This is a genomic window from Modestobacter sp. SSW1-42 (assembly GCF_046635825.1).
Classification (GTDB): domain Bacteria; phylum Actinomycetota; class Actinomycetes; order Mycobacteriales; family Geodermatophilaceae; genus Modestobacter.
Map to the genome: position 1 here is coordinate 929,827 of NZ_JBISCA010000001.1, position 26,810 is coordinate 956,636.

At 74.2% G+C, this 26,810-nt stretch carries 25 protein-coding genes; 22 read left to right on the plus strand and 3 right to left on the minus strand.

Annotation, left to right across the window (positions count from 1 at the left end):
- Nucleotides 1-36 precede the first annotated feature (36 nt).
- Nucleotides 37-1,800, plus strand: a complete 1,764-nt coding sequence (gene aspS, locus ACGBYP_RS04585) for an aspartate--tRNA ligase (RefSeq protein WP_411582075.1) — start codon at nt 37-39, stop codon at nt 1,798-1,800.
- 84 nt (nt 1,801-1,884) lie between these two features.
- Here the strand turns inward: aspS and ACGBYP_RS04590 are convergent, their stop codons facing one another.
- Entirely contained in the window at nt 1,885-2,763 is an 879-nt protein-coding gene (locus ACGBYP_RS04590; protein ID WP_411582076.1) for a DUF559 domain-containing protein, read from the minus strand.
- A gap of 201 nt (nt 2,764-2,964) precedes the next feature.
- The gene (locus ACGBYP_RS04595) at nt 2,965-3,840 is read right to left on the minus strand and encodes an aldo/keto reductase (RefSeq protein ID WP_411582077.1); all 876 of its coding nucleotides are present in this window, start codon (nt 3,838-3,840) and stop codon (nt 2,965-2,967) included.
- 66 nt (nt 3,841-3,906) lie between these two features.
- On the opposite strand from ACGBYP_RS04595, the gene ACGBYP_RS04600 reads away from it, so the two are divergent.
- The 16 genes from ACGBYP_RS04600 (at nt 3,907) to nusB (ending at nt 18,415) form a co-directional block, all read left to right on the plus strand.
- Complete coding sequence (locus ACGBYP_RS04600; RefSeq protein ID WP_411582078.1) at nt 3,907-5,268, plus strand: replication-associated recombination protein A; 1,362 nt, start codon at nt 3,907-3,909, stop codon at nt 5,266-5,268.
- Nucleotides 5,269-5,375: 107 nt separating this feature from the next.
- Entirely contained in the window at nt 5,376-5,801 is a 426-nt protein-coding gene (locus ACGBYP_RS04605) for a DUF948 domain-containing protein (RefSeq protein ID WP_411582079.1), read from the plus strand.
- Complete coding sequence (locus ACGBYP_RS04610) at nt 5,801-6,091, plus strand: hypothetical protein (RefSeq protein WP_411582080.1); 291 nt, start codon at nt 5,801-5,803, stop codon at nt 6,089-6,091. The genes ACGBYP_RS04605 and ACGBYP_RS04610 overlap by 1 nt, the downstream gene beginning before the upstream one ends.
- A gap of 65 nt (nt 6,092-6,156) precedes the next feature.
- On the plus strand, nt 6,157-8,838 hold the full coding sequence (alaS, locus tag ACGBYP_RS04615) for an alanine--tRNA ligase (protein ID WP_411582081.1): 2,682 nt from the start codon (nt 6,157-6,159) through the stop codon (nt 8,836-8,838).
- 77 nt (nt 8,839-8,915) lie between these two features.
- Nucleotides 8,916-9,185 (plus strand): hypothetical protein, encoded by a 270-nt coding sequence (locus tag ACGBYP_RS04620; RefSeq protein ID WP_411582082.1) that lies wholly within the window; start codon nt 8,916-8,918, stop codon nt 9,183-9,185.
- Complete coding sequence (gene ruvX, locus ACGBYP_RS04625; RefSeq protein WP_411582083.1) at nt 9,175-9,666, plus strand: Holliday junction resolvase RuvX; 492 nt, start codon at nt 9,175-9,177, stop codon at nt 9,664-9,666. Before ACGBYP_RS04620 ends, ruvX begins: the two co-directional genes overlap by 11 nt.
- On the plus strand, nt 9,663-11,678 hold the full coding sequence (gene mltG / locus ACGBYP_RS04630; protein ID WP_411582084.1) for an endolytic transglycosylase MltG: 2,016 nt from the start codon (nt 9,663-9,665) through the stop codon (nt 11,676-11,678). The genes ruvX and mltG overlap by 4 nt, the downstream gene beginning before the upstream one ends.
- A 40-nt stretch (nt 11,679-11,718) precedes the next feature.
- Entirely contained in the window at nt 11,719-12,510 is a 792-nt protein-coding gene (locus ACGBYP_RS04635; protein ID WP_411582085.1) for a shikimate dehydrogenase, read from the plus strand.
- 10 nt (nt 12,511-12,520) lie between these two features.
- A complete protein-coding gene (locus ACGBYP_RS04640) occupies nt 12,521-13,153 on the plus strand; it encodes a prepilin peptidase (RefSeq protein ID WP_411582086.1) in 633 nt (210 codons plus the stop codon).
- A 15-nt stretch (nt 13,154-13,168) separates the two neighbouring features.
- Nucleotides 13,169-14,347 carry a chorismate synthase gene (aroC, locus tag ACGBYP_RS04645; protein WP_411582087.1) on the plus strand — a complete coding sequence of 393 codons (1,179 nt, stop codon included), beginning with the start codon at nt 13,169-13,171 and terminating at the stop codon, nt 14,345-14,347.
- The gene (locus ACGBYP_RS04650; RefSeq protein ID WP_411582088.1) at nt 14,344-14,865 is read left to right on the plus strand and encodes a shikimate kinase; all 522 of its coding nucleotides are present in this window, start codon (nt 14,344-14,346) and stop codon (nt 14,863-14,865) included. The genes aroC and ACGBYP_RS04650 overlap by 4 nt, the downstream gene beginning before the upstream one ends.
- Complete coding sequence (aroB, locus tag ACGBYP_RS04655; protein WP_411582089.1) at nt 14,862-15,920, plus strand: 3-dehydroquinate synthase; 1,059 nt, start codon at nt 14,862-14,864, stop codon at nt 15,918-15,920. Before ACGBYP_RS04650 ends, aroB begins: the two co-directional genes overlap by 4 nt.
- Nucleotides 15,917-16,351 (plus strand): type II 3-dehydroquinate dehydratase, encoded by a 435-nt coding sequence (gene aroQ, locus ACGBYP_RS04660; protein ID WP_411582090.1) that lies wholly within the window; start codon nt 15,917-15,919, stop codon nt 16,349-16,351. Before aroB ends, aroQ begins: the two co-directional genes overlap by 4 nt.
- Nucleotides 16,348-17,445 (plus strand): M24 family metallopeptidase, encoded by a 1,098-nt coding sequence (locus ACGBYP_RS04665; protein ID WP_411582091.1) that lies wholly within the window; start codon nt 16,348-16,350, stop codon nt 17,443-17,445. The genes aroQ and ACGBYP_RS04665 overlap by 4 nt, the downstream gene beginning before the upstream one ends.
- Nucleotides 17,446-18,006 carry an elongation factor P gene (gene efp / locus ACGBYP_RS04670; RefSeq protein WP_411582092.1) on the plus strand — a complete coding sequence of 187 codons (561 nt, stop codon included), beginning with the start codon at nt 17,446-17,448 and terminating at the stop codon, nt 18,004-18,006.
- Nucleotides 18,007-18,010: 4 nt separating this feature from the next.
- Entirely contained in the window at nt 18,011-18,415 is a 405-nt protein-coding gene (nusB, locus tag ACGBYP_RS04675) for a transcription antitermination factor NusB (RefSeq protein WP_411582093.1), read from the plus strand.
- A gap of 267 nt (nt 18,416-18,682) precedes the next feature.
- Here the strand turns inward: nusB and ACGBYP_RS04680 are convergent, their stop codons facing one another.
- Nucleotides 18,683-19,228 carry a transcriptional regulator gene (locus ACGBYP_RS04680; protein ID WP_411582094.1) on the minus strand — a complete coding sequence of 182 codons (546 nt, stop codon included), beginning with the start codon at nt 19,226-19,228 and terminating at the stop codon, nt 18,683-18,685.
- Nucleotides 19,229-19,477: 249 nt separating this feature from the next.
- On the opposite strand from ACGBYP_RS04680, the gene pyrR reads away from it, so the two are divergent.
- From pyrR to carB, 5 genes are all read left to right on the plus strand, one after another.
- Nucleotides 19,478-20,047, plus strand: a complete 570-nt coding sequence (gene pyrR / locus ACGBYP_RS04685; RefSeq protein WP_411582095.1) for a bifunctional pyr operon transcriptional regulator/uracil phosphoribosyltransferase PyrR — start codon at nt 19,478-19,480, stop codon at nt 20,045-20,047.
- Complete coding sequence (locus ACGBYP_RS04690) at nt 20,044-20,964, plus strand: aspartate carbamoyltransferase catalytic subunit (RefSeq protein WP_411582096.1); 921 nt, start codon at nt 20,044-20,046, stop codon at nt 20,962-20,964. The genes pyrR and ACGBYP_RS04690 overlap by 4 nt, the downstream gene beginning before the upstream one ends.
- Complete coding sequence (locus tag ACGBYP_RS04695; protein ID WP_411582097.1) at nt 20,961-22,238, plus strand: dihydroorotase; 1,278 nt, start codon at nt 20,961-20,963, stop codon at nt 22,236-22,238. The genes ACGBYP_RS04690 and ACGBYP_RS04695 overlap by 4 nt, the downstream gene beginning before the upstream one ends.
- Nucleotides 22,239-22,314: 76 nt before the next feature.
- Entirely contained in the window at nt 22,315-23,475 is a 1,161-nt protein-coding gene (gene carA / locus ACGBYP_RS04700; RefSeq protein ID WP_411582098.1) for a glutamine-hydrolyzing carbamoyl-phosphate synthase small subunit, read from the plus strand.
- Nucleotides 23,475-26,786: a carbamoyl-phosphate synthase large subunit gene (gene carB, locus ACGBYP_RS04705; RefSeq protein WP_411582099.1), complete on the plus strand. Its 3,312-nt coding sequence runs from the start codon at nt 23,475-23,477 to the stop codon at nt 26,784-26,786. The genes carA and carB overlap by 1 nt, the downstream gene beginning before the upstream one ends.
- Nucleotides 26,787-26,810: the final 24 nt, after the last annotated feature.

The window sequence follows — 26,810 nt, forward strand, 5'->3', positions numbered from 1 at the left end:
CCTCCTGACAGCTGCACCCCCGAGAGAGGCACTACCTTGCTCCGCACCCACGACGCCGGCACGCTGCGCGCCACCGACGCCGGCACCACGGTCACCCTCGCCGGCTGGGTCGCCCGCCGGCGCGACCACGGCGGGGTCGTCTTCCTCGACCTCCGCGACGCCTCGGGCTACGCCCAGGTCGTCGTCCGCGAGGAGGAGGCGCACGCGCTGCGCAACGAGTACTGCGTGCTCGTGACCGGGCAGGTGCAGGCGCGGCCGGCCGGCAACGAGAACCCCGAGCTGCCGACCGGGGAGATCGAGGTCGTCGCCTCGACGCTGGAGGTGCTGTCGGAGTCCGCACCGCTGCCGTTCCCGATCGAGACCGCGCAGGCCGCCGGCGACGACGTCCGCTACAAGTACCGCTACCTGGACCTGCGCCGCCAGGGCCCGGCGTCGGTGCTGCGGCTGCGCAGCGAGATCAACCGGATCGCGCGCACCGTCATGGCCGAGAAGGGCTTCGTCGAGGTCGAGACCCCGACGCTGACCCGCTCCACCCCCGAGGGCGCCCGCGACTTCGTCGTCCCGGTGCGGCTGCAGCCCGGGCACTGGTACGCCCTGCCGCAGTCGCCGCAGCTGTTCAAGCAGCTGCTCATGATCGGTGGGCTGGAGCGGTACTACCAGATCGCCCGGGCGTTCCGGGACGAGGACTTCCGCGCCGACCGGCAGCCGGAGTTCACCCAGCTGGACTTCGAGATGAGCTTCGTCGACCGGGACGACGTCCTGGCCGTCGCCGAGGACGTCGTCCGGGCGCTGTGGGCACAGCTGGCCTCCTACGAGCTGCCGCCCATCCCGCGGATGACCTACCGCGAGGCGATGGACCGGTTCGGCTCCGACAAGCCCGACCTGCGCTTCGGCATCGAGCTGACCGAGCTGACGTCCTACTTCGCCGACACCCCGTTCCGGGTGTTCCAGGCGCCCTACGTCGGCGCGATCGTGATGCCCGGCGGCGGCTCGCAGCCGCGGCGGGCGTTCGACGCCTGGCAGGACTGGGCCCGCTCGCGCGGTGCCAAGGGCCTGGCCTACGTCACCGTCGCCGAGGACGGCACCCTCGGTGGTCCGGTGTCGAAGAACATCTCCGAGGCCGAGCGGGCCGGGCTGGTCGAGGCCGTGGGCGCGAAGCCCGGTGACTGCGTCTTCTTCGCCGCCGGTGCCCGCCGGGGTGCCCAGGAGCTGCTGGGCGCGGCGCGCAATGAGGTGGCCAAGCGGCTGGAGCTCATCACGCCCGGGTCCTGGTCGTTCCTGTTCGTCGTCGACTTCCCGATGTTTGAGGAGACCGAGGACGGCGACTGGACGTTCATGCACCACCCGTTCACCTCGCCCACGCCGGAGTTCCGCGACTCGTTCGAGGCCGACAAGGGCGCTGCGCTCTCCGACGCCTACGACCTGGTCTGCAACGGCAACGAGCTGATGAGCGGCTCGGTGCGCATCGCCGACGCCACCCTGCAGGAGCGGGTGTTCGCCGCGATCGGGATGTCGACGGAGGAGGCCCGCGAGCGCTTCGGCTTCTTCCTCGAGGCCTTCGACTACGGCCCGCCGCCGCACGCCGGTGCCGCCATCGGCTGGGACCGGCTCACCGCGCTGCTGGCCGGCGTCGACTCCATCCGCGAGGTCATCGCCTTCCCGAAGACCGGCGCCGGCTACGACCCGCTGACCGGGGCCCCGACGCCGATCACCGACGCCCAGCGGGTCGAGGCCGGCATCGACATCGACCCGACGGCCGAGCCCCTGCCGGCCGAGCCCGGCCCGACCGACCCCTCGTAGTAGGCCGTCCCGCCTCTGTTGATCATGGGCGTCTTGCCAGTGGCACCCCGTCAGACGGCGTGTCGCCCGGCAGGACGCCCATGATCATCTCTGGCCAGGGCGCCAGCCGCGGCTGAGCAGGGCGCGGCGGGTGCGGTCGACGACGGTGTGCGGCGCCCGCAGGTGCTGGTCGGCGAAGCGGAGCAGCAGCCAACCGTCGGCACCCATCAGCGAGTACCGGTCGACGTCCCGCCGGAACTGGTCGAGCTCGGCGTGCTGGCGTCCCTCGTACTCGATCACCACCCGCCAGTCGCTGTAGCCCAGGTCGCCATGAGCCACCTCGCGACCCCAGCGGTCGGTCACGGCCACCTGGGGCGTGGGGGCCGGCAGGTCGCTGGTGAGCAGCCAGTACCTGATCAGGCTCTCCGGCCGGGACTGTGCCAGCGGGCTGAGCAACGGTGCGCACGCACGCGCCCGGACGACGCCCCGGACGCGGTCCGCGCGCGCGAGCCGTTCCTGCAGGCCGTCGGCGTCCAGGTGCCGTCCGCGGTGGAGCGCATCGCCCACGGCGACCAGGTCGTGCGGCGGCAGGACTGCAGCCAGGTCCAGGAAGGTCTGCGCGCCCGAGGTCACGCGGAGGCCGTCGAGGAGCCGGACGTCAGCGGGTGCGAGCGTCCGGACGAGCGTGACGAGTTCCCGGCGGGCGGGGACGACGACGTCCGGCGGGGTCACCACCGTGGGCCGCGACGGCTCGGCCAGCGGCGCCCCGGCGAGCACGGCCGCCGTCACGCCACCGAACGCAGCACTGGACGGCAGCACCCGTGCCCACGCCCGGCAGCGCTCCAGCAGGGTCGGTTCCGTCGCGGCCGAGAGGTAGAGCCCCTGGCCGATGCGCCGCCCGTCCCGTTCGACCTGCCGTCGGGTGACGCCGGCCGCCCGGGCCGCCGACCACGTGTAGCTGCTGCCGAGCCGGATCCCGTCCACCCGTCGACCGTGGCCGCCAGGGCGACCCTCGACCAGTGGTCGAGCCCAGCTGTGGACGGGCCTGACGACTGTGGATACAGCCGCTGTAAGTACTGCGCGGGTGTGTTGATCATGGTCCCCTGGCTCGCCGGCACGCCGCGTGCCGGCGTGTCACTGGCCAGACGCCCATGATCAACAGCCGGGTGGGGGCGACGAGGGTCGTCAGGCGGCGTTCAGGCGGGCCAGGTGCTCGGGTGACAGCTCCAGGTCGGCGCCCCCTGCGCTGTCGGTGATCGACTGCGGGCGGCTGGCGCCGGGGATGGGCAGGACGACGTCGGCCTGCGCCAGGTGCCAGGCGATGGTCACCTGGTGCACCGAGACGCCCAGCTCGTCGGCGACGGCACCGAACTCCGCGGCCGTCGAGCCCAGCGACTTGGCCGCCGACACCCCGCCGAAGGGGCTCCACGGCAGGAACGCCAGCCCGACCGACGCGCAGTGGGCCAGCTCGCCGGCCGAGGACCGCCAGCCCGGCGAGAACTGGTTCTGCACGCTGACCAGTGCGTCGCCCACGATCGCCCGGGCGGCGTCGATCTGGCCGACGTCGGCGTTGGAGATGCCGGCCATCCGCACCAGGCCGGCGTCCACCAGCTCGCGCAGCGCGCCCATGGTGTCCTCCCACGGCACGGTCGGGTCGGGGCGGTGGTACTGGTACAGCCCGATCTGCTCGACCCCGAGCCGGCGCAGCGAGGCCTCGCAGGCCCGGCGCAGGTGGGCCGGCGACCCGTCGATCTCCCAGTCGCTGCCGCGCCGGGTGTGCCCGCCCTTGGTCGCGACCAGGACGCCGTCGGTGGACGAGCCGTAGGAGGCCAGCGCGCGGGCGACGAGCTCCTCGTTGTGCCCGAAGTCCCGCTCGTCGGCGGAGTAGGCGTCCGCGGTGTCGATCAGGGTCACCCCGGCGTCCAGCGCCGCGTGCACCACGGCCTCGGCGTCGGCGGGGGAGGGGCGGTCGGGCTTGGTCGACAGCGGCATGGCGCCGAGGCCGACCGCGCCGAGGGAGACGGTGCCGACGGCGGCGTTGCCGATCGTGCGCTGCTGCATGGGGAGGCCTTCGCGCTCGGGGTCAGGTGGTCGGACCTGTCGTGCCCCGCGGGTAACTTCGCAACCGTGACCGCAGGGGACGCCGGGCTGTTCGGCGAGGGGCTGTTCGCCGACGCCGAGGCCGACCCGGCCGCCGCACCCGTCGACTGGGGCGCCCCGCTGGCGGTGCGGATGCGGCCGCGCTCGCTCGACGAGGTCGTGGGCCAGCAGCACCTGCTCGGCCCGCGTGCCCCGCTGCGCCGCCTGGTCGAGGCCGACGAGCCGATGTCGCTGGTGCTCTACGGCCCGCCCGGCACCGGCAAGACGACGCTGGCGCACGTCATCTCGCTGGCCACCAAGCGCTCCTTCGTGCAGCTGTCGGCGCTGGACGCCGGGGTGAAGGAGGTGCGGGCGGTCATCGCCACCGCCAAGCGCGAGCTCACCCACGCCGGCCGGCGCACCGTGCTGTTCATCGACGAGGTCCACCGGTTCTCCAAGACCCAGCAGGACTCGCTGCTGTCCGCGGTCGAGGACCGGATCGTCAGCCTGATCGCGGCGACCACCGAGAACCCGTTCTTCTCCGTGGTCAGCCCGCTGCTGTCCCGCAGCCTGGTGCTGGCCCTGCAGCCGCTCTCCGACGACGACGTCCGGGCGGTCCTGCGCCGGGCGCTCACCAGCGACCGCGGCCTGGACGGCGCCGTGACGCTCACCGAGGAGGCCGAGGCGCACCTGCTCCGGGTGGCCGGGGGGGACGCCCGCAAGGCGCTGACCGCGTTGGAGTCCGGCGCCGGGGCGGCCCGGGCGATCGGCAGCACGGTGCTCGACCTGCCCACCCTGGAGACCGCGGTCGCCCAGGCCGCGGTGCGCTACGACCGCTCCGGCGACCAGCACTACGACATCGCCAGCGCGCTGATCAAGAGCATCCGCGGCAGCGACGTCGACGCCGCGCTGCACTACCTGGCCCGGATGGTCGAGGCGGGGGAGGACCCGCGCTTCATCGCCCGCCGGCTGGTCATCTCCGCCAGCGAGGACATCGGCATGGCCGACCCCACCGCGCTGGTCACCGCGGTCGCCGCCGCCGACGCGGTCGCCTTCATCGGCATGCCCGAGGGCCACTTCCCGCTGGCCCAGGCCGTCGTCCACCTGGCCACCGCGCCGAAGTCCAACGCGATCACCGTGGGCATCGGGGAGTCCGTCGCCGACGTGCGCGCGGGGCTGGCCGGCCCGGTGCCGCCGGGGCTGCGCGACGCCCACTACGCGGGCGCGAAGAAGTTGGGCCACGGTGCGACGTACGTCTACCCGCACGCCCACCCCGACGGCGTCGTGCCGCAGCAGTACCCGCCCGACGCGCTGGTGGGCCGCGACTACTACCGGCCCACCGGCCGCGGCGTCGAGGCGCAGATCGGCGCCCGGCTGGCCCGGCTGCGGGCCATCGTCCGCCGTCGCTGACCGGCGTCCACAGCAGCAGCGGTCGGCCGGGACGCCGACGGCTAGTGTTGCCCGACCGGCGGAACACCCGCCGGGGCCGTGCACGAGACGACGAAGGGGACCCTCGAGTGTCCGCAGGAGAGATCGCTGGGCTGATCGCAGCCATCGCCGTGGTGCTGCTGGTCGTCCTGTTGGCGGTGCCGCTGCTCAAGCTCGGGCGCACGCTGGACGAGACGACGCTGACCATCCGGCAGGTCCGGGAGCAGAGCCAGCCCATCCTCAGCCAGGCGTCGACGACGGTCACCCACGTCAACGCCAACCTCGAGCGGGTCGACGACATCACCGGCAACGCCGCCAACGTCTCCTCCAACGTGGCCGCGCTGACCAGCGTCTTCGCCGCCACGCTGGGCAGCCCGCTGATCAAGGTCGCCGCGTTCAGCTACGGCGTGCGCACCGCCGCCAAGAAGAAGCGCGAGGGTGCGGCCCTGGCCACCGCCCAGCGCTCGGCCAAGGACGAGCGCCGCGCTCGTCGTGAGTCCCGGCGGGCCGCCTGATGCGCCGGCTGTTCTGGCTCGCCATGGGCATCACCATCGGTGCCCTCGTCGTCCGCAAGCTGTCCCGCACGGCGGAGAAGCTCACGCCGCAGGGCATCGCCGGCCAGCTGGCCGAGGGGCTGCGCGACCTGGCCGACGCGATCGGCGACTTCGGCGCCGACGTGCGCGCCGCCGCCGCCGCCCGGGAGGACGAGCTGCGCTCGGGCACCGGGCTCGACGCCCCGCTGCCCGACCGTGGCGCCCTGCCCGACGCGCTGCCCCGCCGCGGCGCGCACGCCGCGGACAACTGAGCCTCATCCCCCATCCGCGGTCCGGCCCTCCCCGGGCCGGGCCGCGCCCGCAGGAGACCACCCCCATGCAGACCGCTGAGATCCGCCGTCGCTTCCTGGCGCACTTCGAGCAGCGCGGGCACACCGTCGTCCCCAGCGCCTCGCTGGTGTCGCCGGACCCCTCGCTGCTGTTCACCGTCGCCGGGATGGTGCCCTTCATCCCGTACCTGACCGGCCGCGAGCCCGCCCCCTACCCGCGGGCCACCAGCGTGCAGAAGTGCGTGCGCACCCTCGACATCGAGGAGGTGGGCAAGACCACCCGGCACGGCACGTTCTTCCAGATGAACGGCAACTTCTCCTTCGGCGACTACTTCAAGGCCGAGGCGATCGCCTTCGCCTGGGACCTGGTCACCGGCTCCGTCGCCGACGGCGGCCTGGGCCTGGAGGCCGACCGGATCTGGCCGACGGTCTACCTCGACGACGACGAGGCCTTCGAGGCGTGGCAGGCCTACGTCCCGGCCGAGCGGATCCAGCGCCGCGGCAAGGACGACAACTACTGGGACACCGGTGCCGCGGGCCCGGCCGGCCCCTGCTCGGAGATCCACTACGACCGCGGCCCGGCCTACGGCCCGGACGGCGGTCCGGCGGTCGACCCCACCGGCGACCGGTTCCTGGAGATCTGGAACCTCGTCTTCATGCAGTACGAGCGGGGCCCGGGGGAGGGCAAGGAGTACCCGATCCTCGGCGAGCTGCCGAAGAAGAACATCGACACCGGCATGGGCCTGGAGCGGGTGGCCTTCCTGCTGCAGGGCGTCGACAACATGTACGAGATCGACCAGGTCGCCCCGGTGCTGCACCGGGCCGCCGACCTCGCCGGCGTCCGCTACGGCGCCGACCAAGACACCGACGTGCGGCTGCGGGTGGTCGCCGACCACGTGCGCAGCGGGCTGATGCTCATCGGCGACGGCGTGACCCCGGGCAACGAGGGCCGCGGCTACATCCTGCGCCGGCTGCTGCGCCGCGCCGTGCGGTCGATGAAGCTGCTCGGCGTCGACGAGCCCACGCTGCCCGAGCTGCTGCCGGTGTCCCGGGACGCGATGAGCCCGAGCTACCCCGAGCTCGCCACCGACTTCGCGCGCATCTCCGGCACCGCGTACGCCGAGGAGGAGGCGTTCCGGCGCACCCTCGTCGCCGGGACCACCCTGTTCGACACCGCGGTGAGCACGGCCAAGAAGGCGGGCACCCCGGCGCTGTCGGGTGAGCAGGCGTTCTCGCTGCACGACACCTACGGCTTCCCGATCGACGTCACCCTGGAGATGGCCGCCGAGCAGGGCGTCACCGTCGACGAGGCCGGCTTCCGCGCCCTGATGAAGGAGCAGCGCGACCGCGCCCGCGCCGACGCCCGGGCCAAGCGCACCGGCTCGGTCGACGTGCTGGCCTACCGCCGGCTGCTGGCCGAGTTCGGCCCCACCGACTGGCGGGCCTATGACACCCTGCACACGCAGTCGCGGGTCCTCGGCGTGGTCGAGGAGTCCGACGACGCGACGACCAGCGAGGGCGAGCCGGTGGTGGGCCCCGGCGGCATCACCCGCGTCGTGCTCGATCGCACGCCGTTCTACGCCGAGTCCGGTGGTCAGGTCGCCGACGCCGGCGAGCTGACCTGGGACGGCGGCCGCGCCGAGGTCATCGACGTCCAGCGCCCGGTCAAGGGCCTGGTCGCCCACCAGGTGCGGGTGCTCGAGGGCGAGCTGCGCGCCGGCACCGAGCTGCACGCCCAGGTCGACCGCGAGTGGCGGCTGTCTGCCTGCCAGGCGCACTCGGGCACCCACGTCGTGCACGCCGCGCTGCGCCAGGTGCTCGGCCCGCAGGCCCTGCAGTCCGGGTCCTACAACCGCCCCGGCTACCTGCGGCTGGACTTCGCCTGGCAGGGCGCGCTCACCCCGCAGCAGCGGCTGGACATCGAGGACGTCGCCAACGCCGCCGTCCGCGCCGACCACGGCGTCCGCGCGCTGTACATGACGCTGCCCGAGGCCCGCGAGTTCGGCGCGATCGCGCTGTTCGGCGAGACCTACGGCGAGCAGGTGCGCGTCGTGGAGATCGGCGGCGAGTGGTCCCGGGAGCTGTGCGGTGGCACGCACGTGCGCGGCAGCGCCCAGATCGGCACGCTCGCGCTGACCGCGGAGAGCTCGGTGGGCTCCGGCGCCCGCCGCGTCGAGGCCGCCGTCGGGCTGGAGGGCTTCCGCTACCTGGCCCGCGAGCGCGACCTGGTCCGCCAGCTCGCCGATCTGCTCAAGACCCCGCAGGACGGGATCGTCGACCGGGTCAGCGGCATGCTCGGCCGGCTGCGCGACGCCGACCGCGAGCTCGCCGACCTGCGTGGCAAGCAGACCCTGGCCGCCGCCGGCGACCTGGCCGCCTCGGCGAAGGACGTCGGCGGGGTCGCGGTCGTGACCGCCTCCCCGGCGGGCCTGTCCGGCGGGGACCTGCGGGGTCTGGCCCTCGACGTCCGCGGCCGGCTCGGTGAGCAGCCCGCCGTCGTCGTGCTGGCCTCGGCCTCCGATGGCAAGGTGTCCCTCATCGCCACGGTGAACCCCGCGGCGCAGCAGCGCGGCCTGTCGGCCAACGACCTGCTGAAGGCGGCGTCGCCCGCCGTCGGCGGTCGTGGCGGGGGCAAGGCGGACGTCGCCCAGGGCGGCGGCACCGAGCCCGACGGCATCCCGGCCGCGCTGGCGGCGGTCGAGCAGACGATCGGAGCGACCTCGGCGTGAGCGGTACCGACGGCACGGGGACCGGACCGGCGGACGAGCGGACCCGGCGGTCCGGGCGGCCCCCGGTGCCCGCGCCCGTGCCGTCGGAGCCCGACGCCGGCGACGGCCGGCACCGCACCGAGCGGGTGCCCTTCCCGCTGCCGCCGCTGCAGGGCGACCGCCCGACGGCGCCGCCCACCGAGCAGCTGCCGGCCCAGCCCGCCCCGGGCGCCCCCGCCCGCCAGCCGGCCGCCGCCCCCGAGACCGGCCAGCTCCAGCTCGGTGGCTACCCGCCGCGCGTGCCCGGCCCGGCCCGGCAGCGCCCGGCCGACCCGCCCCCGGCCGCGGACGACGACGATGCCCGCTGAGGACGCCGGGAACGCCGCCCCGGCCTGGGTGCCCGGCCGCCGGCTGGGTGTCGACGTCGGCACCGTGCGCGTCGGGGTGGCCGTCTCCGACGCCACCGGGATGCTCGCCAGCCCGCTGGTCACCCTCCGCCGTGCCAAGGACCAGAGCGACCTGGACCGCCTCGCTGAGCTGGTTGTGACAGAAGAGGTGGTCGAGGTGGTGGTGGGACTGCCGAAGCACCTGTCCGGTGCGTCGGGCGCCTCGGCAAGAGATGCCAGTGCCTACGCTGAAGCCCTGGCCAGTCGCATCGGGAACGTCCCGGTGCACCTCGTCGACGAGAGGCTCTCCACCGTGACCGCTGCGAGTCATCTGCGCGCCGGGGGCATCACCGCCCGCAACCAGCGCTCGGTGATCGACCAGGCAGCCGCGGTGGTCATCCTGCAGAGCCACCTCGACGGGCGACCTCGTACTGGCCCCGACGCTTGGGGGCGCCACTCGTGACGGACCCGACCCAGCCGCGCAGTCGCGGCCGCCACTCCTCCGCCGACAGCGACGCGGGCCGTTCCGCAGCCGACCTGCTGGCAGCCTGGAACGGCGCCTCGACGACCCAGCTCACCGACGACGCCTCCCGGCGTCCCCGCCGGCGCCGCGCCCCGGAGACCGCGGGCACCGGCGTCCAGGTGCTGCCCGCGCGCTCGGACGGCGACACCGCCGGCGGCCTGGACGCCACCGGCATGGCCGACGTCGGCCTGGCCGCCGCCGGGCTGGACGTAAGCTCACTGGGCATCGGCCGTTCCGTCGCCGAGCGGCGCCCGCTGCCGCCGGCGCCGGCCCCCGCCCGCAGCGCCGTCGGCTTCGCCCGCGCCGCCGCCCCGCGCACCACCGAGATGTCCGCCGCTCCGGCCGTGCCCTCCCTCGCCCCCGGCGACCCCACCGGCGCCGTGCCGGTCGGTGGGCGCCGCGTCGTCCCGGCCCCGCGCCCGGCGACCGAGCGCGACGACGCCGACCGCGCCGGCCGGACCCCCGCCCGGGACGGCGCGCCCGCACCGCAGCACACCGTGGCCGGTGCGGCCTCGCTGGCCGCCCTCTTCGCCGAGACCCACCCGACCGGTGCCCACCCCCGGCAGCGCTTCGACGACCTGGCCACCCAGGCGCACCCGGTGCCGGCCGGTGACCTGTGGGGCCACGACCCCTACGCCGACCAGCCCGACGAGCACGACCCGCACGACGACTGGTCGCCCGCGGAGCAGCGGCACCACGAGCCCGGCGGTCACCCGGACGCGCACGACGACGACCACGACGACCACGAGCACGCCGGACCGGCGACGGTGTTCGACGAGACCGGCGGCCTCGAGGTCATCGCCGGCGACCACCACGACGACCACCACGACGACCACGGGGGCCACTCCGGCGGTCGCGGTCGCGGTGGCGGCCGGGGCGGGCGCGGCGGGAGCGGCTCGGGCCGGCCCCGGCGCCGTCGTCGCGGCCCGGTGATCGTGGTGCTGTCGCTCCTCGTGCTCGTCGGCATCGTCGCCGGCGCCGTCGTCGGCGGCCGGACGCTGTGGAACACCCTCAACCCGATGGCCGAGGACTACACCGGTGCGGGCACCGGCGCGGTCGAGGTCCGGGTCAACGACGGCGACTCGCTGCGGACCATCGGCGCGACGCTGGTCGCCGCCGACGTCATCGCCTCGCCCGGACCGTTCGAGGACGCCGCGGCGGCCAACCCGGCCGCCGCCGGCATCCAGCCCGGCGTCTACAGCCTGCGGGCGCAGATGTCCGGCCAGGCCGCGCTCGACCTGCTGCTGGACCCCACCTCCCGCATGGTGAGCCGGGTGACCATCCCCGAGGGGATGACCGTCACCGCCGTCCTGCAGCGGCTGGCCGACGGCAGCAAGATCCCGCTGGCCGACTTCCAGGCCGCCGCCGCCGACCCGGCGCAGCTGGGCCTGCCGGCCTACGCCAACGGGCTGCTCGAGGGCTTCCTCTTCCCGGCCACCTACGACATCGAGCCCGGCCAGACCGCCGCGCAGGTGCTCAGCCAGATGGTGGCCCGCACCGACCAGGTGCTCACCGGGCTGCAGATCCCGGTCGACCAGCGCCTCCGGGTGCTCACCGAGGCCAGCATCGTCCAGGCCGAGGCCGGGTCGGTGGAGGACATGGGCAAGGTCGCCCGGGTCCTGGACAACCGGATCGCCCAGGGCATGCGGCTGCAGCTGGACACCACGGTCAACTACGCCAACGGCAAGAGCGGCGTGACCACGACCCCGGAGGACCGGGCCAACCCCTCGCCCTACAACACCTACGCCAACGACGGGCTGCCGCCGGGTGCGATCAGCAACCCCGGTGAGGAGGCCATCCAGGCGACGCTGGACCCGACCCCGGGCGACTGGCTGTTCTTCGTGGTGACCAACCCCGACACCGGGGAGACCCGCTTCGCGAACACCGGCGAGGAGCACCAGGCCAACGTGCTGCTGTTCCAGCAGTGGCTGCGGGACAACCCGGGCAACTGAGGACCCACCAGGTGACACCAGGCTCCCTCGGCGGGCCGGCATGAGGGCAGCTGTCCTCGGCCGGCCCGTCGGCCACTCCCTGTCCCCGCTGCTGCACCGGGCGGCCTACGCGGCACTCGGGCTCGACGACTGGACCTACGACGCCCTCGACGTGGGCGCCGAGGACCTCCCCGTCCTGCTGGCCGGGCTGGGCCCGGAATGGCGCGGCTTCTCGGTCACCATGCCCTGCAAGCAGGCCGCCGTGGCGGTCGCCGACGAGGTCGAGCTGCTGCCCCGGCTGCTGGGCGCGGCCAACACCCTCGTGCGCACCGACACCGGGTGGCGCGCGGAGAACACCGACGTCACCGGGGTCGGCATGGCGCTGCAGCTCGGGGGCGTGACGCAGGTCGAGCACGCCGCCGTCCTCGGCGCCGGCGGGACGGCGTCGGCCGCGGTCACCGCGCTGGCCTCGCTGGGTGCCCGCCACGTCGACGTCGTCGTCCGGGAGCCGGCCCGCGCCGGTGACCTGCTGCGGGTGCTCGACACCCTGGGGGTCACCGCCGACGTGCAGCGGCTGGACCGCACCGGCACGCTCACCGCCCCGGTCGTGGTGAGCACCGTGCCGGTGTCCGGGCAGCCCGCGGTCGCCGAGCTCGCCTGGTGGCGCGGGCAGACCGTGCTCGACGTCCTCTACGCCGGCTGGCCCACGCCGCTGGCCCAGCGGGTGACCGAGGCCGGGGGCCGCACCATCAGCGGGCTGGAGGTGCTGTTCTGGCAGGCCACCGCCCAGGTCGAGCTGATGACCGGGCACCCCGCCCCGATCGAGGCCATGCGCGCCGCGCTGGACGCCTGACCGCCGCACCGTGAGCTGGCTGTTCGCGGCCGCCGGGCTGGCGCTGGGCCCGTGGCTGGCCGCCGTCACCGTCCGGCTGGCCACCCGGGACCCCGCGGCGCGACCGGGTCCGCTGCGGGTGGCCGTCACGTCCCTGGTCGCCGCGGCCGCGGTCGGCGCCGCGCCGCTCCTCACCGGGGACCGGCCCGCGGTGCTGGCCTTCGCGTGGTCCGGCGGCGCGGCCGTCGTCCTGGCCGGGGTCGACCTGGCCAGCCACCGGCTGCCCGACCGGGTCACCTTCCCCGCCGTCGGGGTGGTCACCGCCGCGCTGGCCGCCGACGCCGCCGTCACCGGCGCGTGGGGTGCGCTGCTGCGGGCGGTCGCCGCCGGGGGAGTCGCGTACCTGCTCGGGACGGCGGCGCGGCTGGTGCAGCCCCGCGGCCTCGGCGGCGGGGACGTGAAGCTGCTCGGGCTGCTCGGCCTGGTGCTCGGCTGGGTGGGCTGGGAGGTGCTGGTCGCCGGGGTGTCCGCCGGGCTGCTGATCGGCGCGCTCGGGTCGCTGCTGCTGGTCCTCCTCGGCCGGGCCGGGTGGCGCACCGCGGTCGCCCTCGGCCCGCCGCTGCTGGCCGGCGCCACCGTCGCGCTGGTCCTGTCGGCGGCCTAGGGCAGAATCGCGGGCATGTTGCGTTGGCTGACCGCAGGCGAGTCCCACGGGCAGCAGCTCACCGCGATCCTCGAGGGCCTGCCGGCCGGGGTGCGGGTGCAGACCACCGACGTCGACGCCCAGCTCGCCCGCCGCCGCCTCGGCCACGGCCGCAGCGCGCGGATGAGCTTCGAGGAGGACGTGGTCACCCTCACCGGCGGCGTCCGGCACGGGGTCACCCAGGGCGGGCCGATCGCCGTCCAGGTCGGCAACACCGAGTGGCCCAAGTGGGCCAGCGTGATGTCGGCCGACCCGGTCGACCCCGAGGTGCTGGCCGGCCAGGCCCGCAACGCGCCGCTCACCCGCCCGCGCCCGGGCCACGCCGACCTGCCCGGCATGCAGAAGTACGGCTTCGACGACGCCCGGCCGGTGCTCGAGCGCGCCAGCGCGCGCGAGACCGCGGCCCGGGTCGCGCTGGGCACGGTCGCGCAGGCGTTCCTGCACCAGGTGCTCGGCGTCCGGGTGGTCAGCCACGTCGTGGGCATCGGCCCGGTCACGGTCCCCGACGGCGTGCTGCCCGGCCCCGAGGACAACCCGCGGCTCGACGAGGACCCGGTGCGCTGCGCCGACCCCGAGACCAGCGCGCGCATGACCGCCGAGATCGACGACGCCCGCAGGTCCGGCGACACCCTGGGCGGCGTGGTCGAGGTCGTGGTCCACGGGCTGCCGCCGGGCCTGGGCAGCCACGTGCACTGGGACCGGCGGCTGGACTCCCGGCTGGCCGGTGCCCTCATGGGCGTGCAGTCGGTGAAGGCCGTCGAGATCGGTGACGGCCTGGGCACCGCCCGCCGCCGCGGCTCGGTGGCCCACGACGAGATCGACGTCGCCGACGGGCAGCTGTCCCGGCGCACCGACCGCGCCGGCGGCATCGAGGGCGGCATGACCAACGGCGAGGTGCTGCGGGTGCGCGCCGCGATGAAGCCGATCAGCACGGTGCCCCGCGCGCTGGCCACCGTCGACACCGCCACCGGTGAGGCCGCGGTCGCGATCAACCAGCGCAGCGACGCCTGCGCCGTCCCGCGCGGCAGCGTGGTGATGGAGGCGATGGTCGCCCTGGTGCTGGCCGACGCGGTGCTGGAGAAGTTCGGCGGCGACTCGGTGCCCGAGACCCGGCGCAACGTGCAGGGCTACCTCGACGCGCTCACCTACCGGTGAGCGGGCCGGTGCTGGTCGTCGTCGGCCCGCCGGCGGCGGGCAAGACGACGGTGGGCACGGCAGTCGCCGCGGCGCTGGGCGTCGGCTTCCGGGACACCGACGCCGACGTCGAGGCCACCACCGGGACGACGGTCGCCGACCTGTTCGTCGCCTCCGGCGAGCCGCACTTCCGCGCGCTGGAGGAGGCCGCCGTGGCCCGGGCGCTGGCCGAGCACGACGGCGTCCTGGCCCTGGGCGGGGGAGCGGTGCTCAGCCCGGCGACCCGGGAGCGGCTCGTCGCATCGGGGTGCACCGTCGTCTGGCTCGACGTCGACGTCGCGTCGGCAGCGCACCGGGTGGGCCTGTCCCGCGACCGGCCGCTGCTGGCGGTCAACCCCCGCGCCATGCTGCGCACCATGCTCGAGGCCCGCGCCCCGCTCTACGCCGAGGTGTCCACCGTGACCGTCCCCACCGCCGGCCGCCCGATCGAGGACGTCGTCGCCGACGTGCTCGCCGCCACCGGGCAGGTGACCCCGTGACCGCCCGGCGGATCACCGTGGCCGGCGAACGGCCCTACGACGTCCTCATCGGCCCCGGCGTGCAGGCCCAGCTGGGCCTGGTGCTCGACGGCACCGCCCGCGCCGCGGTCGTGCACAGCCCGGCGCTGGCCGCGGCCGCCGGCGCGGCGGTCGAGACGCTGCAGCAGTCGGGCATCGCCGCCGAGGCGGTCGTCGTCCCCGACGGCGAGGCGGCCAAGACCGCCGAGGTCGCAGCCGCGACCTGGGAGGAGTTCGGCCGCCTCGGGCTCACCCGCTCCGACGCGGTCGTGGGCGTCGGCGGGGGAGCGGTCACCGACCTCGCCGGGTTCCTCGCCGCCACCTGGGTGCGCGGCGTGCCCGTGGTGCAGGTCCCCACCAGCCTGCTGGGCATGGTCGACGCCGCCGTCGGTGGCAAGACCGGCATCAACACCGCGGCCGGCAAGAACCTCGTCGGCGCCTTCCACCCGCCGGCCGCCGTCCTGGCCGACACCGACGCGCTCGCCGGGCTGCCCGAGGCCGAGTTCCGCTCCGGGCTGGCCGAGGTCGTGAAGTGCGGGTTCATCGCCGACGGCCGGGTGCTGGAGCTGCTGGAGGCCGACCCGACCGGCCGCGCCGACACCGCCGAGCTCATCGCCCGCGCCGTCCAGGTCAAGGCCGACGCGGTCGGCGAGGACCTCTTCGACACCGGCCGCCGCGAGTTCCTCAACTACGGCCACACCCTCGCCCACGCCATCGAGCGGGTCGAGGACTTCCGCTGGCGGCACGGCGAAGCGGTGGCCGTGGGCCTGGTGTTCGCCGCCGAGCTGGCGGTGCAGGCCGGCCGGCTCTCCCGTGCCGACGCCGACCGGCACCGCCGGCTGGTCGACGCCCTGGGCCTGCCCACCCGCTACGCCGGCGACTGGGCGCAGCTGCAGTCGGTCATGCGGCTGGACAAGAAGGCCCGGGGTGCCTCGCTGCGCTTCGTCGTCCTCGACGGACTCGGCGCCCCCTCGATCCTGACCGACCCCGACCAGGCCTGGCTCGACGCCGCCTGGTCCGCTGTGGAGGACGCATGACCATCCAGGTGCTCAACGGCGCCAACCTCGGACGGCTCGGCACCCGCGAGCCCGAGGTCTACGGCACCACCACCTACGCCGAGCTGGAGGCGCTGCTGCAGGCCGCGGCCACCGAGCTCGGCGTGGAGGTGGTGGTCCGCCAGACCGACGACGAGGGCCAGCTGCTGCGCTGGGTGCACGAGGCCACCGACGCCGGCGACCCGATCGTGGTCAACCCCGGTGGCTGGTCGCACACCTCGGTGGTGCTGCACGACGCCCTGGCCGCGGTGTCCGCGCCGGTGGTCGAGGTGCACATCAGCAACATCGCCGCCCGCGAGCCGTTCCGGCACCACTCCTACGTCTCCCCGGCGGCCACCGGTGTGATCACCGGGCTGGGCGTGCACGGGTACGTCCTGGCGCTGCAGTGGCTCGTGCTCAAGGGCCTGCGGTGAGCGGGCGCGAGGCGGGGCGCCGCGACCGGCTGCGGCAGACCGCGGCGGCGAACGGGCTGGACGCCGTCCTGGTCACCGACCTGCTCAACGTCCGGTACCTGACCGGGTTCACCGGCTCCAACGGCGCGCTGCTGGTGCGCACCGACGGCCGCGACCTCCTCGGCACCGACGGCCGCTACACCACCCAGGCCGGCACCCAGGTGCCCGACGTCGAGCTGCTCGTCGACCGCAGCACGATGCCGGCGCTGGCCCGCGCGGCGCTCGGCGGCGGCGCGACCCGGCTGGGCTACGAGTCGCACGTGGTCACCGTCGACGAGCTGCGCGGCCTCGAGGCACTGGTCGGTGAGGCCGGCCGCGCCGTCGAGCTGGTCAGCGTCCGGCGCACGGTCGAGACGCTGCGCGCGATCAAGGACGCCGGTGAGATCGAGGCGCTGCGCCGCGCCTGCGCGGTCGCCGACCAGGCGCTGGCCGAGCTGGCGGCCGAGGGGGCGCTGCGCCCGGGCCGCACCGAGCTGCAGGTCGGCCGCGAGCTCGACGCCCGGATGCTGGCGCTCGGCGCCGAGTCACCCAGCTTCGAGACGATCGTCGCCGCCGGCGCCAACTCCGCCATCCCGCACCACCGCCCCGACGCCACCGAGCTGCGGGACGGCGACTTCCTGAAGCTCGACTTCGGCGCCACCGTCGACGGCTACCACTCCGACATGACCCGCACCCTGGTGCTGGGCCATGCCGCCGACTGGCAGCGCGAGGTCTACGAGCTCGTCGCGACCTCCCAGGCGGCCGGGCGGGCGGCGCTGGCCGTGGGCGCCGACGTCACCGCCGTCGACGCCGCGTCCCGCGACGTCATCGTCGCCGCGGGGCACGGCGAGCACTTCACGCACGGCCTCGGGCACGGGGTGGGGCTGGAGATCCACGAGGCACCGGGCATCTCGGCCCTCGGCGCAGGTAGTCTGGCTGCCGGCATGGCCGTCACCGTGGAGCCCGGGGTGTACCTGCCCGGCCACGGCGGTGTCCGGATCGAGGACACCTTGATCGTCACGGACGACGAGCCCGAGTTGTTGACCCTCACGAGCAAGGAACTCCTGGTCCTCTAGATGGCTACCACCAACGACCTCAAGAACGGCATCGTCCTCAACCTGGACGGCCAGCTCTGGACCGTCACCGACTTCCAGCACGTCAAGCCGGGCAAGGGCGGCGCCTTCGTGCGCACGACGCTCAAGAACGTGCTGTCGGGCAAGGTCGTCGACCGGACGTTCAACGCCGGCACCAAGGTCGAGACGGCGAACGTCGACAAGCGGAACATGACCTTCCTCTACAAGGAGGGCACCGACTTCGTCTTCATGGACGGCGACACCTTCGAGCAGGTGTACGTCCCCGAGGTGACCGTCGGCGACGGGTCGAAGTACCTGCTGGACAACACCGAGGTCACCGTGGCGGTGCACAACGACACCCCGCTCTACGTCGAGCTGCCCGTGACCATGGAGCTCGTGGTCTCCCACACCGACCCGGGCCTGCAGGGCGACCGCTCCACCGGTGGCACCAAGCCCGCGACCCTGGAGACCGGTGCGGAGGTCCAGGTCCCGCTGTTCATCACCACCGGCGAGAAGCTGAAGATCGACACCCGCGACGGCCGCTACCTCGGCCGGGTCAGCTGACCTCGTGGCAGCCCGTACCAAGGCACGTAAGCGCGCGGTCGACGTCCTCTACGAGGCCGACCTCCGCAGCGGCGACCCGCTCGCCGTCCTCCGTGACCGGGTCGCCGACGGCAATCCGCCCGTGCCCGACCACGCGGTCCGGCTCGTCGAGGGCGTCGTGGAGCAGCAGGCGAGGATCGACGAGCTGATCGAGGCGCACGCCTCCGGCTGGTCGCTGGACCGGCTGCCCGACGTCGACCGCGCGATCCTGCGGATGGCGGTCTACGAGCTGCTCTGGGTCGACGACGTCCCCGACGCGGTGGTCATCGACGAGGCGGTGGAGCTGGCCAAGACGCTGTCCACCGACGACAGCCCGTCCTACGTGAACGGCGTCCTCGGCGGCATCGTCCGCGCCGAGATCCCCACCTGACCCACCGCTGAACGCCCACGGCCCACTCCGGCTCCCGGAGTGGGCCGTCCGCGTCCACCCGCCGGGTCGGCAGTGTGCGCACACGGCGCATCCGGCCCCAGGGTGCGCCCTGGACGCACATCGCCCGCCGGCGCGGCCGGGGCGACGACGACGGCCGGGTGACCGCACACCGGGCCCGTTGGCCACGGGAACGCAGCTCAGGCACCACCCTGACGCGCAGAGAGGCCCCACCCGCGCAGCGGATGGGGCTTCCCGGTGTCGCTGGGGTCAGCGCGGGGTGCGCCGGCGGTCGCCGTAGCTGGCCGCCTCGTCCTCGTCGGCGTCGGCGTAGATGCTGCCGTCGGCACCGGGGGAGAGTACGCCCCACTCGATGAGCCGGGTGGTCAGCTCGTCGGGGCTCATGTCGTAGATGATCGCCAGCGACTTGAGGTCCTCGGCGCGGATCGACAGGACCTTGCCGTTGTAGTCGTGGCGCTGCGCCTGGATGGTGGAGGCGTAGCGGGCCAGCGGGCCGGCCTCGTCGGCGGGGAGCGAACCCAGCGACTCGAGGTTGAGCACGATCTTGATGCTCTTGGTCACCGCCGAGCTCGGGCGCGGGTCGGGCAGCAGCTCGGACACCGGGACGCCGTAGAACACGGCGAGCTCGGACAGCCGCTGCACGGTGACCGCACGGTCGCCGCGCTCGTAGGAGCCCACCACCACGGCCTTCCAGCGGCCGTGGGACTTGTCCTCCACGCCCTGCAACGACAGCCCTTGCTGGTTGCGGATGGCCCGCAGGCGGGCGCCCAGCGCCCTGGAGTAGTCGGTGCTCATGACCCTCTGCTCACTGACTGTCGTCGGTTCGGAAGTGTTCTGGTGACGGAGAGTACTTGTCTTCTGGAAGCGGCGACAGTCAGGAGACCCGAACGGGGGATCCCGGTCCGCAGGGTCCCCGCATCCGGCGGGTGGGGAGCCGTCGCCGGGGGTGCAGTACCGTCGTTGCCGGTCCCGCCCGCCGTCGGCCCAGGTCGCCGGCGGGATCTCCTTTAACGACCCGTCCCGTGAGGCGGGGAAGGAGGCTTGATGACCATGTCATCAGAGCTGCCCGCTCCACCCGTTCCTCCGCTGCTGACCGCCGAGGACGTCGCCCGCGTCGTCGACCGCGTGGCCCACCAGCTCATCGAGAAGGCCGGCGCGCACCTCGGCGACCTGGTCCTGGTCGGCATCCCGACCCGCGGCGCCCCGCTGGCCCGCCGGCTCGCCGCCCGCATCGAGGCCTTCAGCGGCACCCGCATCGACGTCGGCACCGTCGACATCACCCTCTACCGCGACGACCTGCGGCTGCGCGGCGTGCGCGCGCTGGAGGACACCCGGCTCCCGGAGTCCGGCATCGACGGCCGCCTCGTCGTCCTCGTCGACGACGTCCTGTTCTCCGGCCGCTCGGTCCGCGCCGCGCTGGACGCGCTGCGCGACCTGGGCCGGCCGCGCGCGGTGCAGCTCGCCGTCCTGGTCGACCGCGGGCACCGCGAGCTGCCGATCCGCGCCGACTACGTGGGCAAGAACGTGCCCACCTCGCGCACGCAGAAGGTCGAGGTCCACCTGGCCGAGATCGACGGTTTGGACGAGGTCCTGCTCACCGGGGGCGAGGCGTGAGGAAGCACCTGCTGGAGGTCGCCGACCTCGACCGCACCGACGCCACCCTGGTGCTCGACACCACCGCGCAGATCGAGCAGGCGCTGGCCGGCCGCGAGGTCAAGAAGCTCCCGACGCTGCGCGGCCGCACGGTGGTCAACCTCTTCTTCGAGGACTCCACCCGCACCCGGATCAGCTTCGAGCTGGCGGCCAAGCGGTTGAGCGCCGACGTCATCAACTTCTCGGCCAAGGGCAGCAGCGTCTCCAAGGGCGAGAGCCTCAAGGACACCGCGCTCACCCTCGAGGCGATGGGCGCCGACGGCATCGTCGTCCGGCACCACGCCTCGGGTGCCCCGCACCGGCTGGCGCAGTGGGTGCAGGGCAGCGTGGTCAACGCCGGCGACGGCACCCACGAGCACCCCACCCAGGCGCTGCTGGACGCCTACACGATCCGCCAGCGGCTGGGCCGGCTCGACGGCGTGCGGGTGGCGGTCGTCGGCGACGTGCTGCACTCCCGGGTCGCCCGCTCCAACGTCGGCCTGCTCACCACCCTGGGCGCCGAGGTCACCCTGGTCGCCCCGCCGACGCTGCTGCCGGTGGGCGTGGAGACCTGGCCGGTGACGGTCAGCTACGACCTGGACGCCGTCCTGCCCAAGGCCGACGTGGTGATGATGCTGCGCGTGCAGGCCGAGCGGATGAACGCCTCGTTCTTCCCCAGCGCCCGCGAGTACAGCCGCCGCTACGGCCTGGACGGACGGCGGATGGCCGCACTGGCCGACGACGCGATCGTCATGCACCCGGGCCCGATGAACCGCGGGATGGAGATCGCCGCCGAGGTGGCCGACTCGCCCCGCTCCACGATCGTCGCGCAGGTCGGCAACGGCGTCAGCGTGCGCATGGCCGTCCTGTACCTGCTGCTGGGAGGCGCACCCGAATGATCCTCAGGAACGTCCGCCCGTACGGCGAGGACGCCGTCGACGTCCGCATCGCCGACGGCCGGATCACCGAGATCGGTCCCGGTCTCGACGGGGACGACGACGTCCTCGACGGCGGCGGCCTCATCGCGCTGCCCGGCCTGGTCGACCTGCACACCCACCTGCGCGAGCCCGGCCGCGAGGACGCCGAGACCGTCGAGACCGGCTCCCGCGCCGCCGCGCTCGGCGGGTACACCGCGGTGCACGCCATGGCCAACACCGACCCGGTCGCCGACACCGCCGGCGTGGTCGAGCAGGTGTGGCGCCTGGGCCAGGAGGCCGGGCTGGTCGACGTCGTCCCGGTGGGCGCGGTGACCGTGGGCCTGGGCGGGGAGCAGCTGGCCGAGCTGGGCGCGATGGCCGACTCCGCGGCCCGGGTGCGGGTGTTCTCCGACGACGGGCACTGCGTCGCCGACCCCGCGCTGATGCGCCGGGCGCTGGAGTACGTCAAGGCCCTGGACGGCGTCGTCGCCCAGCACGCCGAGGAGCCGCGGCTGACCGTCGGGGCGCAGATGAACGAGGGCGAGCGCTCCGCCCGGCTCGGGCTGGCCGGCTGGCCGGCCGCCGCCGAGGAGGCGGTCATCGCCCGCGACGTCCTGCTGGCCCAGCACGTGGGCGCCCGGCTGCACGTCTGCCACGTCTCCACCGCCGGCTCGGTCGACATCCTGCGCTGGGCCAAGGCCCGCGGCGTGCAGGTGACCGCCGAGGTCACCCCGCACCACCTGCTGCTCACCGACGCCCTCGCCGAGACCTACGACCCGGTCTACAAGGTGAACCCGCCGCTGCGCACCGACGCCGACGTCCAGGCGCTGCGGGCCGGGCTGGCCGACGGCACGATCGACGCCGTCGCCACCGACCACGCCCCGCACGCGGTGGAGGACAAGGAGAGCGAGTGGGCCGCCGCCCGCCCGGGGATGCTCGGGCTGGAGCAGGCGCTCGCGATCGTGGTCCAGACCATGGTCGAACCCGGCCTGCTCGACTGGCGCGGCGTCGCCGACCGCATGTCGGTCCGCCCGGCGGTCATCGGTCGCCTGGAGACCCACGGCCGCCCGCTCGCCGTCGGCGAGCCGGCCAACCTGCTGCTGCTGGACCCCGCGCACTCCTCGGTCGTCGACCCGGCCGCGCTGGCCAGCCGCAGCCGCAACAGCCCCTATGCCGGCCGGGAGCTCCCCGGCCGGGTGGTCGCCACGTTCCTGCGGGGCGTGCCGACCGTGCTCGACGGAAAGGCGACGAAGTGAACCGGCAGCGAGTGAGCATCGCAGCGAGGAACGAGCGAGGAGCGGAGCGAGCGTGGCCGGGAACAGGAGCACAGCAGTGAGTGAGGCACTGCTCGTCCTCGAGGACGGGCGCACGTTCCGCGGTGAGTCCTACGGCGCGACCGGCACCACGGTCGGCGAGGCGGTGTTCTCCACCGGGATGACCGGTTACCAGGAGACGCTCACCGACCCCAGCTACGCCGGCCAGATCGTGGCGATGACCGCGCCGCACATCGGCAACACCGGCGTCAACGGCGAGGACGACGAGAGCCGCCGCATGTGGGTGGCCGGATTCGTGGTCCGCGACCCCGCGCGCCGCCCGGCGAACTGGCGCGCCACCGGCAGCCTGGACGACGAGCTCGTCGCGCAGGGCGTGGTCGGCATCAGCGGCATCGACACCCGCGCGCTGACCCGGCACCTGCGCGACCGCGGCGCCATGCGCGCGGGCATCAGCACCGAGCTGGGCGCCGAGGAGCTGCTGGCCCAGGTGACCGGCAGCCCGTCGATGACCGGCGCGGACCTGGCGCCGGGCGTCAGCGCCCGCGAGGCCTACGTCGTCCCGGCGGTGGGGGAGAAGCGGTTCACCATCGCCGCGCTGGACCTGGGCATCAAGACCGCCACCCCGCGCTACCTGGCCGAGCTGGGCGTGGAGACGCACGTCTTCCCGGCGACCGCGACCGCCGAGCAGCTGCTCGAGGCCGGCGTCGACGGCGTCTTCGTCTCCAACGGCCCCGGCGACCCGGCGGCCGCCGACTACGCGGTCGAGGCGGTGCGCGGGGTGCTGGAGGCCCGGCGTCCGCTGTTCGGCATCTGCTTCGGCAACCAGATCCTCGGCCGCGCGCTGGGCCTGGGCACCTACAAGCTGCGCTTCGGCCACCGCGGGCTCAACCAGCCGGTGCTCGACCGGGTCAGCGGCACGGTGCGGGTCACCAGCCACAACCACGGCTTCGCCGTCGACGCCCCGCTCGACCGGCCCACCGACACCCCGTTCGGCCCGGTCGAGGTCAGCCACGTGGGCCTCAACGACCAGGTGGTCGAGGGGCTGCGGCTGCTGGAGACCCCGGCGTTCAGCGTGCAGTTCCACCCCGAGGCGGCGGCCGGCCCGCACGACGCCAACCCGCTGTTCGGTCGCTTCGTCGACCTGATGGCAGCCAACAAGGAGGGCAGCGCGGTGACGCCTGCACCCGTCGTCGACTCGAGCACCGGGGAGAACGTCTGATGCCCAAGCGCACCGACCTGCAGCACGTCCTGGTCATCGGCTCCGGCCCGATCGTCATCGGCCAGGCCAGCGAGTTCGACTACTCCGGCACCCAGGCCTGCCGGGTGCTCAAGAGCGAGGGGCTGCGGGTCAGCCTGGTCAACAGCAACCCGGCCACGATCATGACCGACCCCGAGGTCGCCGACGCCACCTACGTCGAGCCGCTGACCCCGGAGTTCGTCGAGCGGGTCATCGCCAAGGAGCGCCCGGACGCGGTCCTGGCCACCCTCGGCGGGCAGACGGCGCTCAACATCGCCATCGGCCTGTTCCAGAACGGCGTGCTGGAGAAGTACGGCGTCCAGCTGATCGGCGCCGACGTCGACGCGATCAACCGCGGCGAGGACCGGCAGAAGTTCAAGGACATCGTCCGCTCGATCGGCGCCGACGCCCCGCGGTCGACCGTCTGCGCCTCCGTCGAGGAGGCGCTGGCCACCGCGGAGGAGGTCGGCTACCCGGTCGTCATCCGGCCCAGCTTCACCATGGGCGGGCTCGGCTCGGGCATCGCCACCGACGAGCCGATGCTGCGCCGGATGGCGGGCCACGGTTTGGCCGACTCCCCGGTGCACACCGTCCTCATCGAGGAGTCGGTGCTGGGCTGGAAGGAGTACGAGCTCGAGCTGATGCGCGACCGCAGCGACAACGTGGTGGTCATCTGCTCGATCGAGAACATCGACGCGATGGGCGTGCACACCGGTGACTCGGTGACCGTCGCCCCGGCGATGACCCTCACCGACCGCGAGTACCAGCAGATGCGCGACGTCGGCATCGCCGTGCTGCGCGAGGTCGGCGTCGAGACCGGCGGCTGCAACATCCAGTTCGCCGTGCACCCCGAGACCGGCCGGCTGGTCGTCATCGAGATGAACCCGCGCGTCTCCCGCTCCAGTGCGCTGGCGTCGAAGGCCACCGGCTTCCCGATCGCCAAGATCGCCGCGAAGCTGGCCATCGGCTACACCCTCGACGAGATCACCAACGACATCACCGGGGTCACCCCCGCCTCGTTCGAGCCGTCGCTGGACTACGTGGTCGTGAAGATCCCGCGCTTCGCGTTCGAGAAGTTCCCCGGCGCGGACCCGCGGCTGACCACCACCATGAAGAGCGTCGGCGAGGTCATGGCCATGGGCCGCAACTTCACCGAGGCCCTGGGCAAGGCCATGCGCTCCACGGAGACGAAGGCCGCCGGGTTCTGGACCGACGCCGCCGAGCCCGCCGACGCAGCCAGGCTGGTCGACAAGCTGCGCACCCCGGTCGACGGCCGGCTCTACACCGCCCAGCGGGCCCTGGCCGCCGGCGCGACGGTGGCCGAGGTGGCGGCCGCCAGCGGGTACGACGAGTGGTTCGTCGACCAGATCGCGCTGGTCAACGAGGTCGGCGAGGAGCTGCGCGCCGCGCCCGCCCTCACCGCGGAGCTGCTGCGCCGGGCCAAGCGGCACGGCCTGTCCGACCGGCAGGTGGCCGCGCTGCGGCCGGAGCTCGCCGGTGAGGACGGCGTCCGGCTGCTGCGCTGGCGGCTGGGCATCCGGCCGGTCTACAAGACCGTCGACACCTGCGCCGCCGAGTTCGCGGCCCGCACGCCGTACCACTACTCCTCCTACGACGAGGAGACCGAGGTCGAGCCGCGCACCAAGCCCGCGGTGCTGATCCTGGGCTCGGGGCCCAACCGGATCGGGCAGGGCGTGGAGTTCGACTACTCCTGCGTGCACGCGGTGATGGCCCTGCAGGACGCCGGCTACGAGGCGGTGATGGTCAACTGCAACCCCGAGACCGTCTCCACCGACTACGACACCGCCGACCGGCTGTACTTCGAGCCGCTGACGTTCGAGGACGTGCTGGAGGTCGTCGAGGCCGAGCGCGCCGCCGGCCCGGTGGCCGGGGTCATCTGCACCCTGGGCGGGCAGACCCCGCTCGCCCTGGCGCAGCGCCTCAAGGACGCCGGCGTCCCGGTGCTGGGCACCTCGCCCGAGGCCATCGACGCCGCCGAGGACCGCGGGGAGTTCTCCCGGGTGCTCGCCGACACCGGGCTGCTCGCGCCCAAGCACGGCATGGCCACCACCTTCGCGCAGGCGCAGGACATCGCGGCCACCATCGGCTACCCGGTGCTGGTGCGTCCCTCCTACGTCCTCGGTGGGCGCGGCATGGAGATCGTCTACGACGACGCCACGCTCGAGTCCTACATCCGCAAGGCCACCGACGTCAGCACCGACCACCCGGTGCTGGTCGACCGGTTCCTCGAGGACGCCATCGAGATCGACGTCGACGCGCTCTACGACGGCACCGACCTGTACCTGGGCGGGGTCATGGAGCACATCGAGGAGGCCGGCATCCACTCCGGCGACTCGGCGTGCGCGCTGCCCCCGATCACCCTGGGCGGCGCCGACCTGCGCGGCATCCGGGCCGCCACCGAGGCGCTCGCCGCCCGGATCGGCGTCCGCGGGCTGATGAACGTGCAGTACGCCCTCAAGGACGACGTCCTCTACGTGCTGGAGGCCAACCCGCGGGCCAGCCGCACGGTGCCGTTCGTGTCCAAGGCGACCGCGGTGCAGCTGGCCAAGGCCGCGGCCCGGATCGCGGTGGGGGAGACGATCGCCTCGCTGCGCACCGCCGGCGTGCTGCCCGCGACCGGTGACGGCACCGACCTGCCGGTCGACGGGCCGATCTCGGTGAAGGAGGCCGTGCTGCCCTTCCACCGGTTCCGCACCGTCGAGGGCCAGGGCGTCGACACGATCCTCGGCCCGGAGATGAAGTCCACCGGTGAGGTGATGGGCATCGACGCGGAGTTCGGCACCGCGTTCGCCAAGTCGCAGGCCGCCGCCTACGGCGACCTGCCCACCTCCGGCACGGTCTTCGTGTCGCTGGCCAACCGCGACAAGCGCTCGGCGGTCTTCCCGGTCAAGCGGCTGGCCGACCTCGGTTTCCGCGTGCTGGCCACCGAGGGCACCGCCCAGGTGCTGCGCCGCAACGGCGTGGCCTGCGAGGTCGTCGGCAAGTTCTCCGACGGCCCGGGCAACTGCGTGGAGCGGATCCAGGCCGGGGACGTCGACCTCGTGGTCAACACCCCGTTCGGCACCCCGGGCAACGGCGGGCCGCGGCTGGACGGCTACGAGATCCGCGCGGCCGCCGTGGGCATGGGCATCCCGTGCATCACCACGGTGCAGGGCATGGCGGCCACCGTGCAGGGCGTCGAGGCGCTGCGCCGCGGCGACCTCGGCGTCCGGAGCCTGCAGGAGCTGCACCAGGTGCTCGCCGACGCCCAGGCCGCCAAGGCGACCCCGTGACCGACCCCTCCACCTCGGGGGCGG

Coding starts and splice junctions, on each gene's coding strand:
- ACGBYP_RS04595 (WP_411582077.1), bottom strand. CDS start 3,840: ATGCAGCAGCGCACGATCGGCAACGCCGCCGTCGGCACCGTCTCCCTC.
- ACGBYP_RS04610 (WP_411582080.1), top strand. CDS start 5,801: ATGCGCCGGCTGTTCTGGCTCGCCATGGGCATCACCATCGGTGCCCTC.
- alaS (WP_411582081.1), top strand. CDS start 6,157: ATGCAGACCGCTGAGATCCGCCGTCGCTTCCTGGCGCACTTCGAGCAG.
- ruvX (WP_411582083.1), top strand. CDS start 9,175: ATGCCCGCTGAGGACGCCGGGAACGCCGCCCCGGCCTGGGTGCCCGGC.
- ACGBYP_RS04635 (WP_411582085.1), top strand. CDS start 11,719: ATGAGGGCAGCTGTCCTCGGCCGGCCCGTCGGCCACTCCCTGTCCCCG.
- aroC (WP_411582087.1), top strand. CDS start 13,169: ATGTTGCGTTGGCTGACCGCAGGCGAGTCCCACGGGCAGCAGCTCACC.
- aroQ (WP_411582090.1), top strand. CDS start 15,917: ATGACCATCCAGGTGCTCAACGGCGCCAACCTCGGACGGCTCGGCACC.
- efp (WP_411582092.1), top strand. CDS start 17,446: ATGGCTACCACCAACGACCTCAAGAACGGCATCGTCCTCAACCTGGAC.
- ACGBYP_RS04680 (WP_411582094.1), bottom strand. CDS start 19,228: ATGAGCACCGACTACTCCAGGGCGCTGGGCGCCCGCCTGCGGGCCATC.
- pyrR (WP_411582095.1), top strand. CDS start 19,478: ATGACCATGTCATCAGAGCTGCCCGCTCCACCCGTTCCTCCGCTGCTG.
- ACGBYP_RS04695 (WP_411582097.1), top strand. CDS start 20,961: ATGATCCTCAGGAACGTCCGCCCGTACGGCGAGGACGCCGTCGACGTC.
- carB (WP_411582099.1), top strand. CDS start 23,475: ATGCCCAAGCGCACCGACCTGCAGCACGTCCTGGTCATCGGCTCCGGC.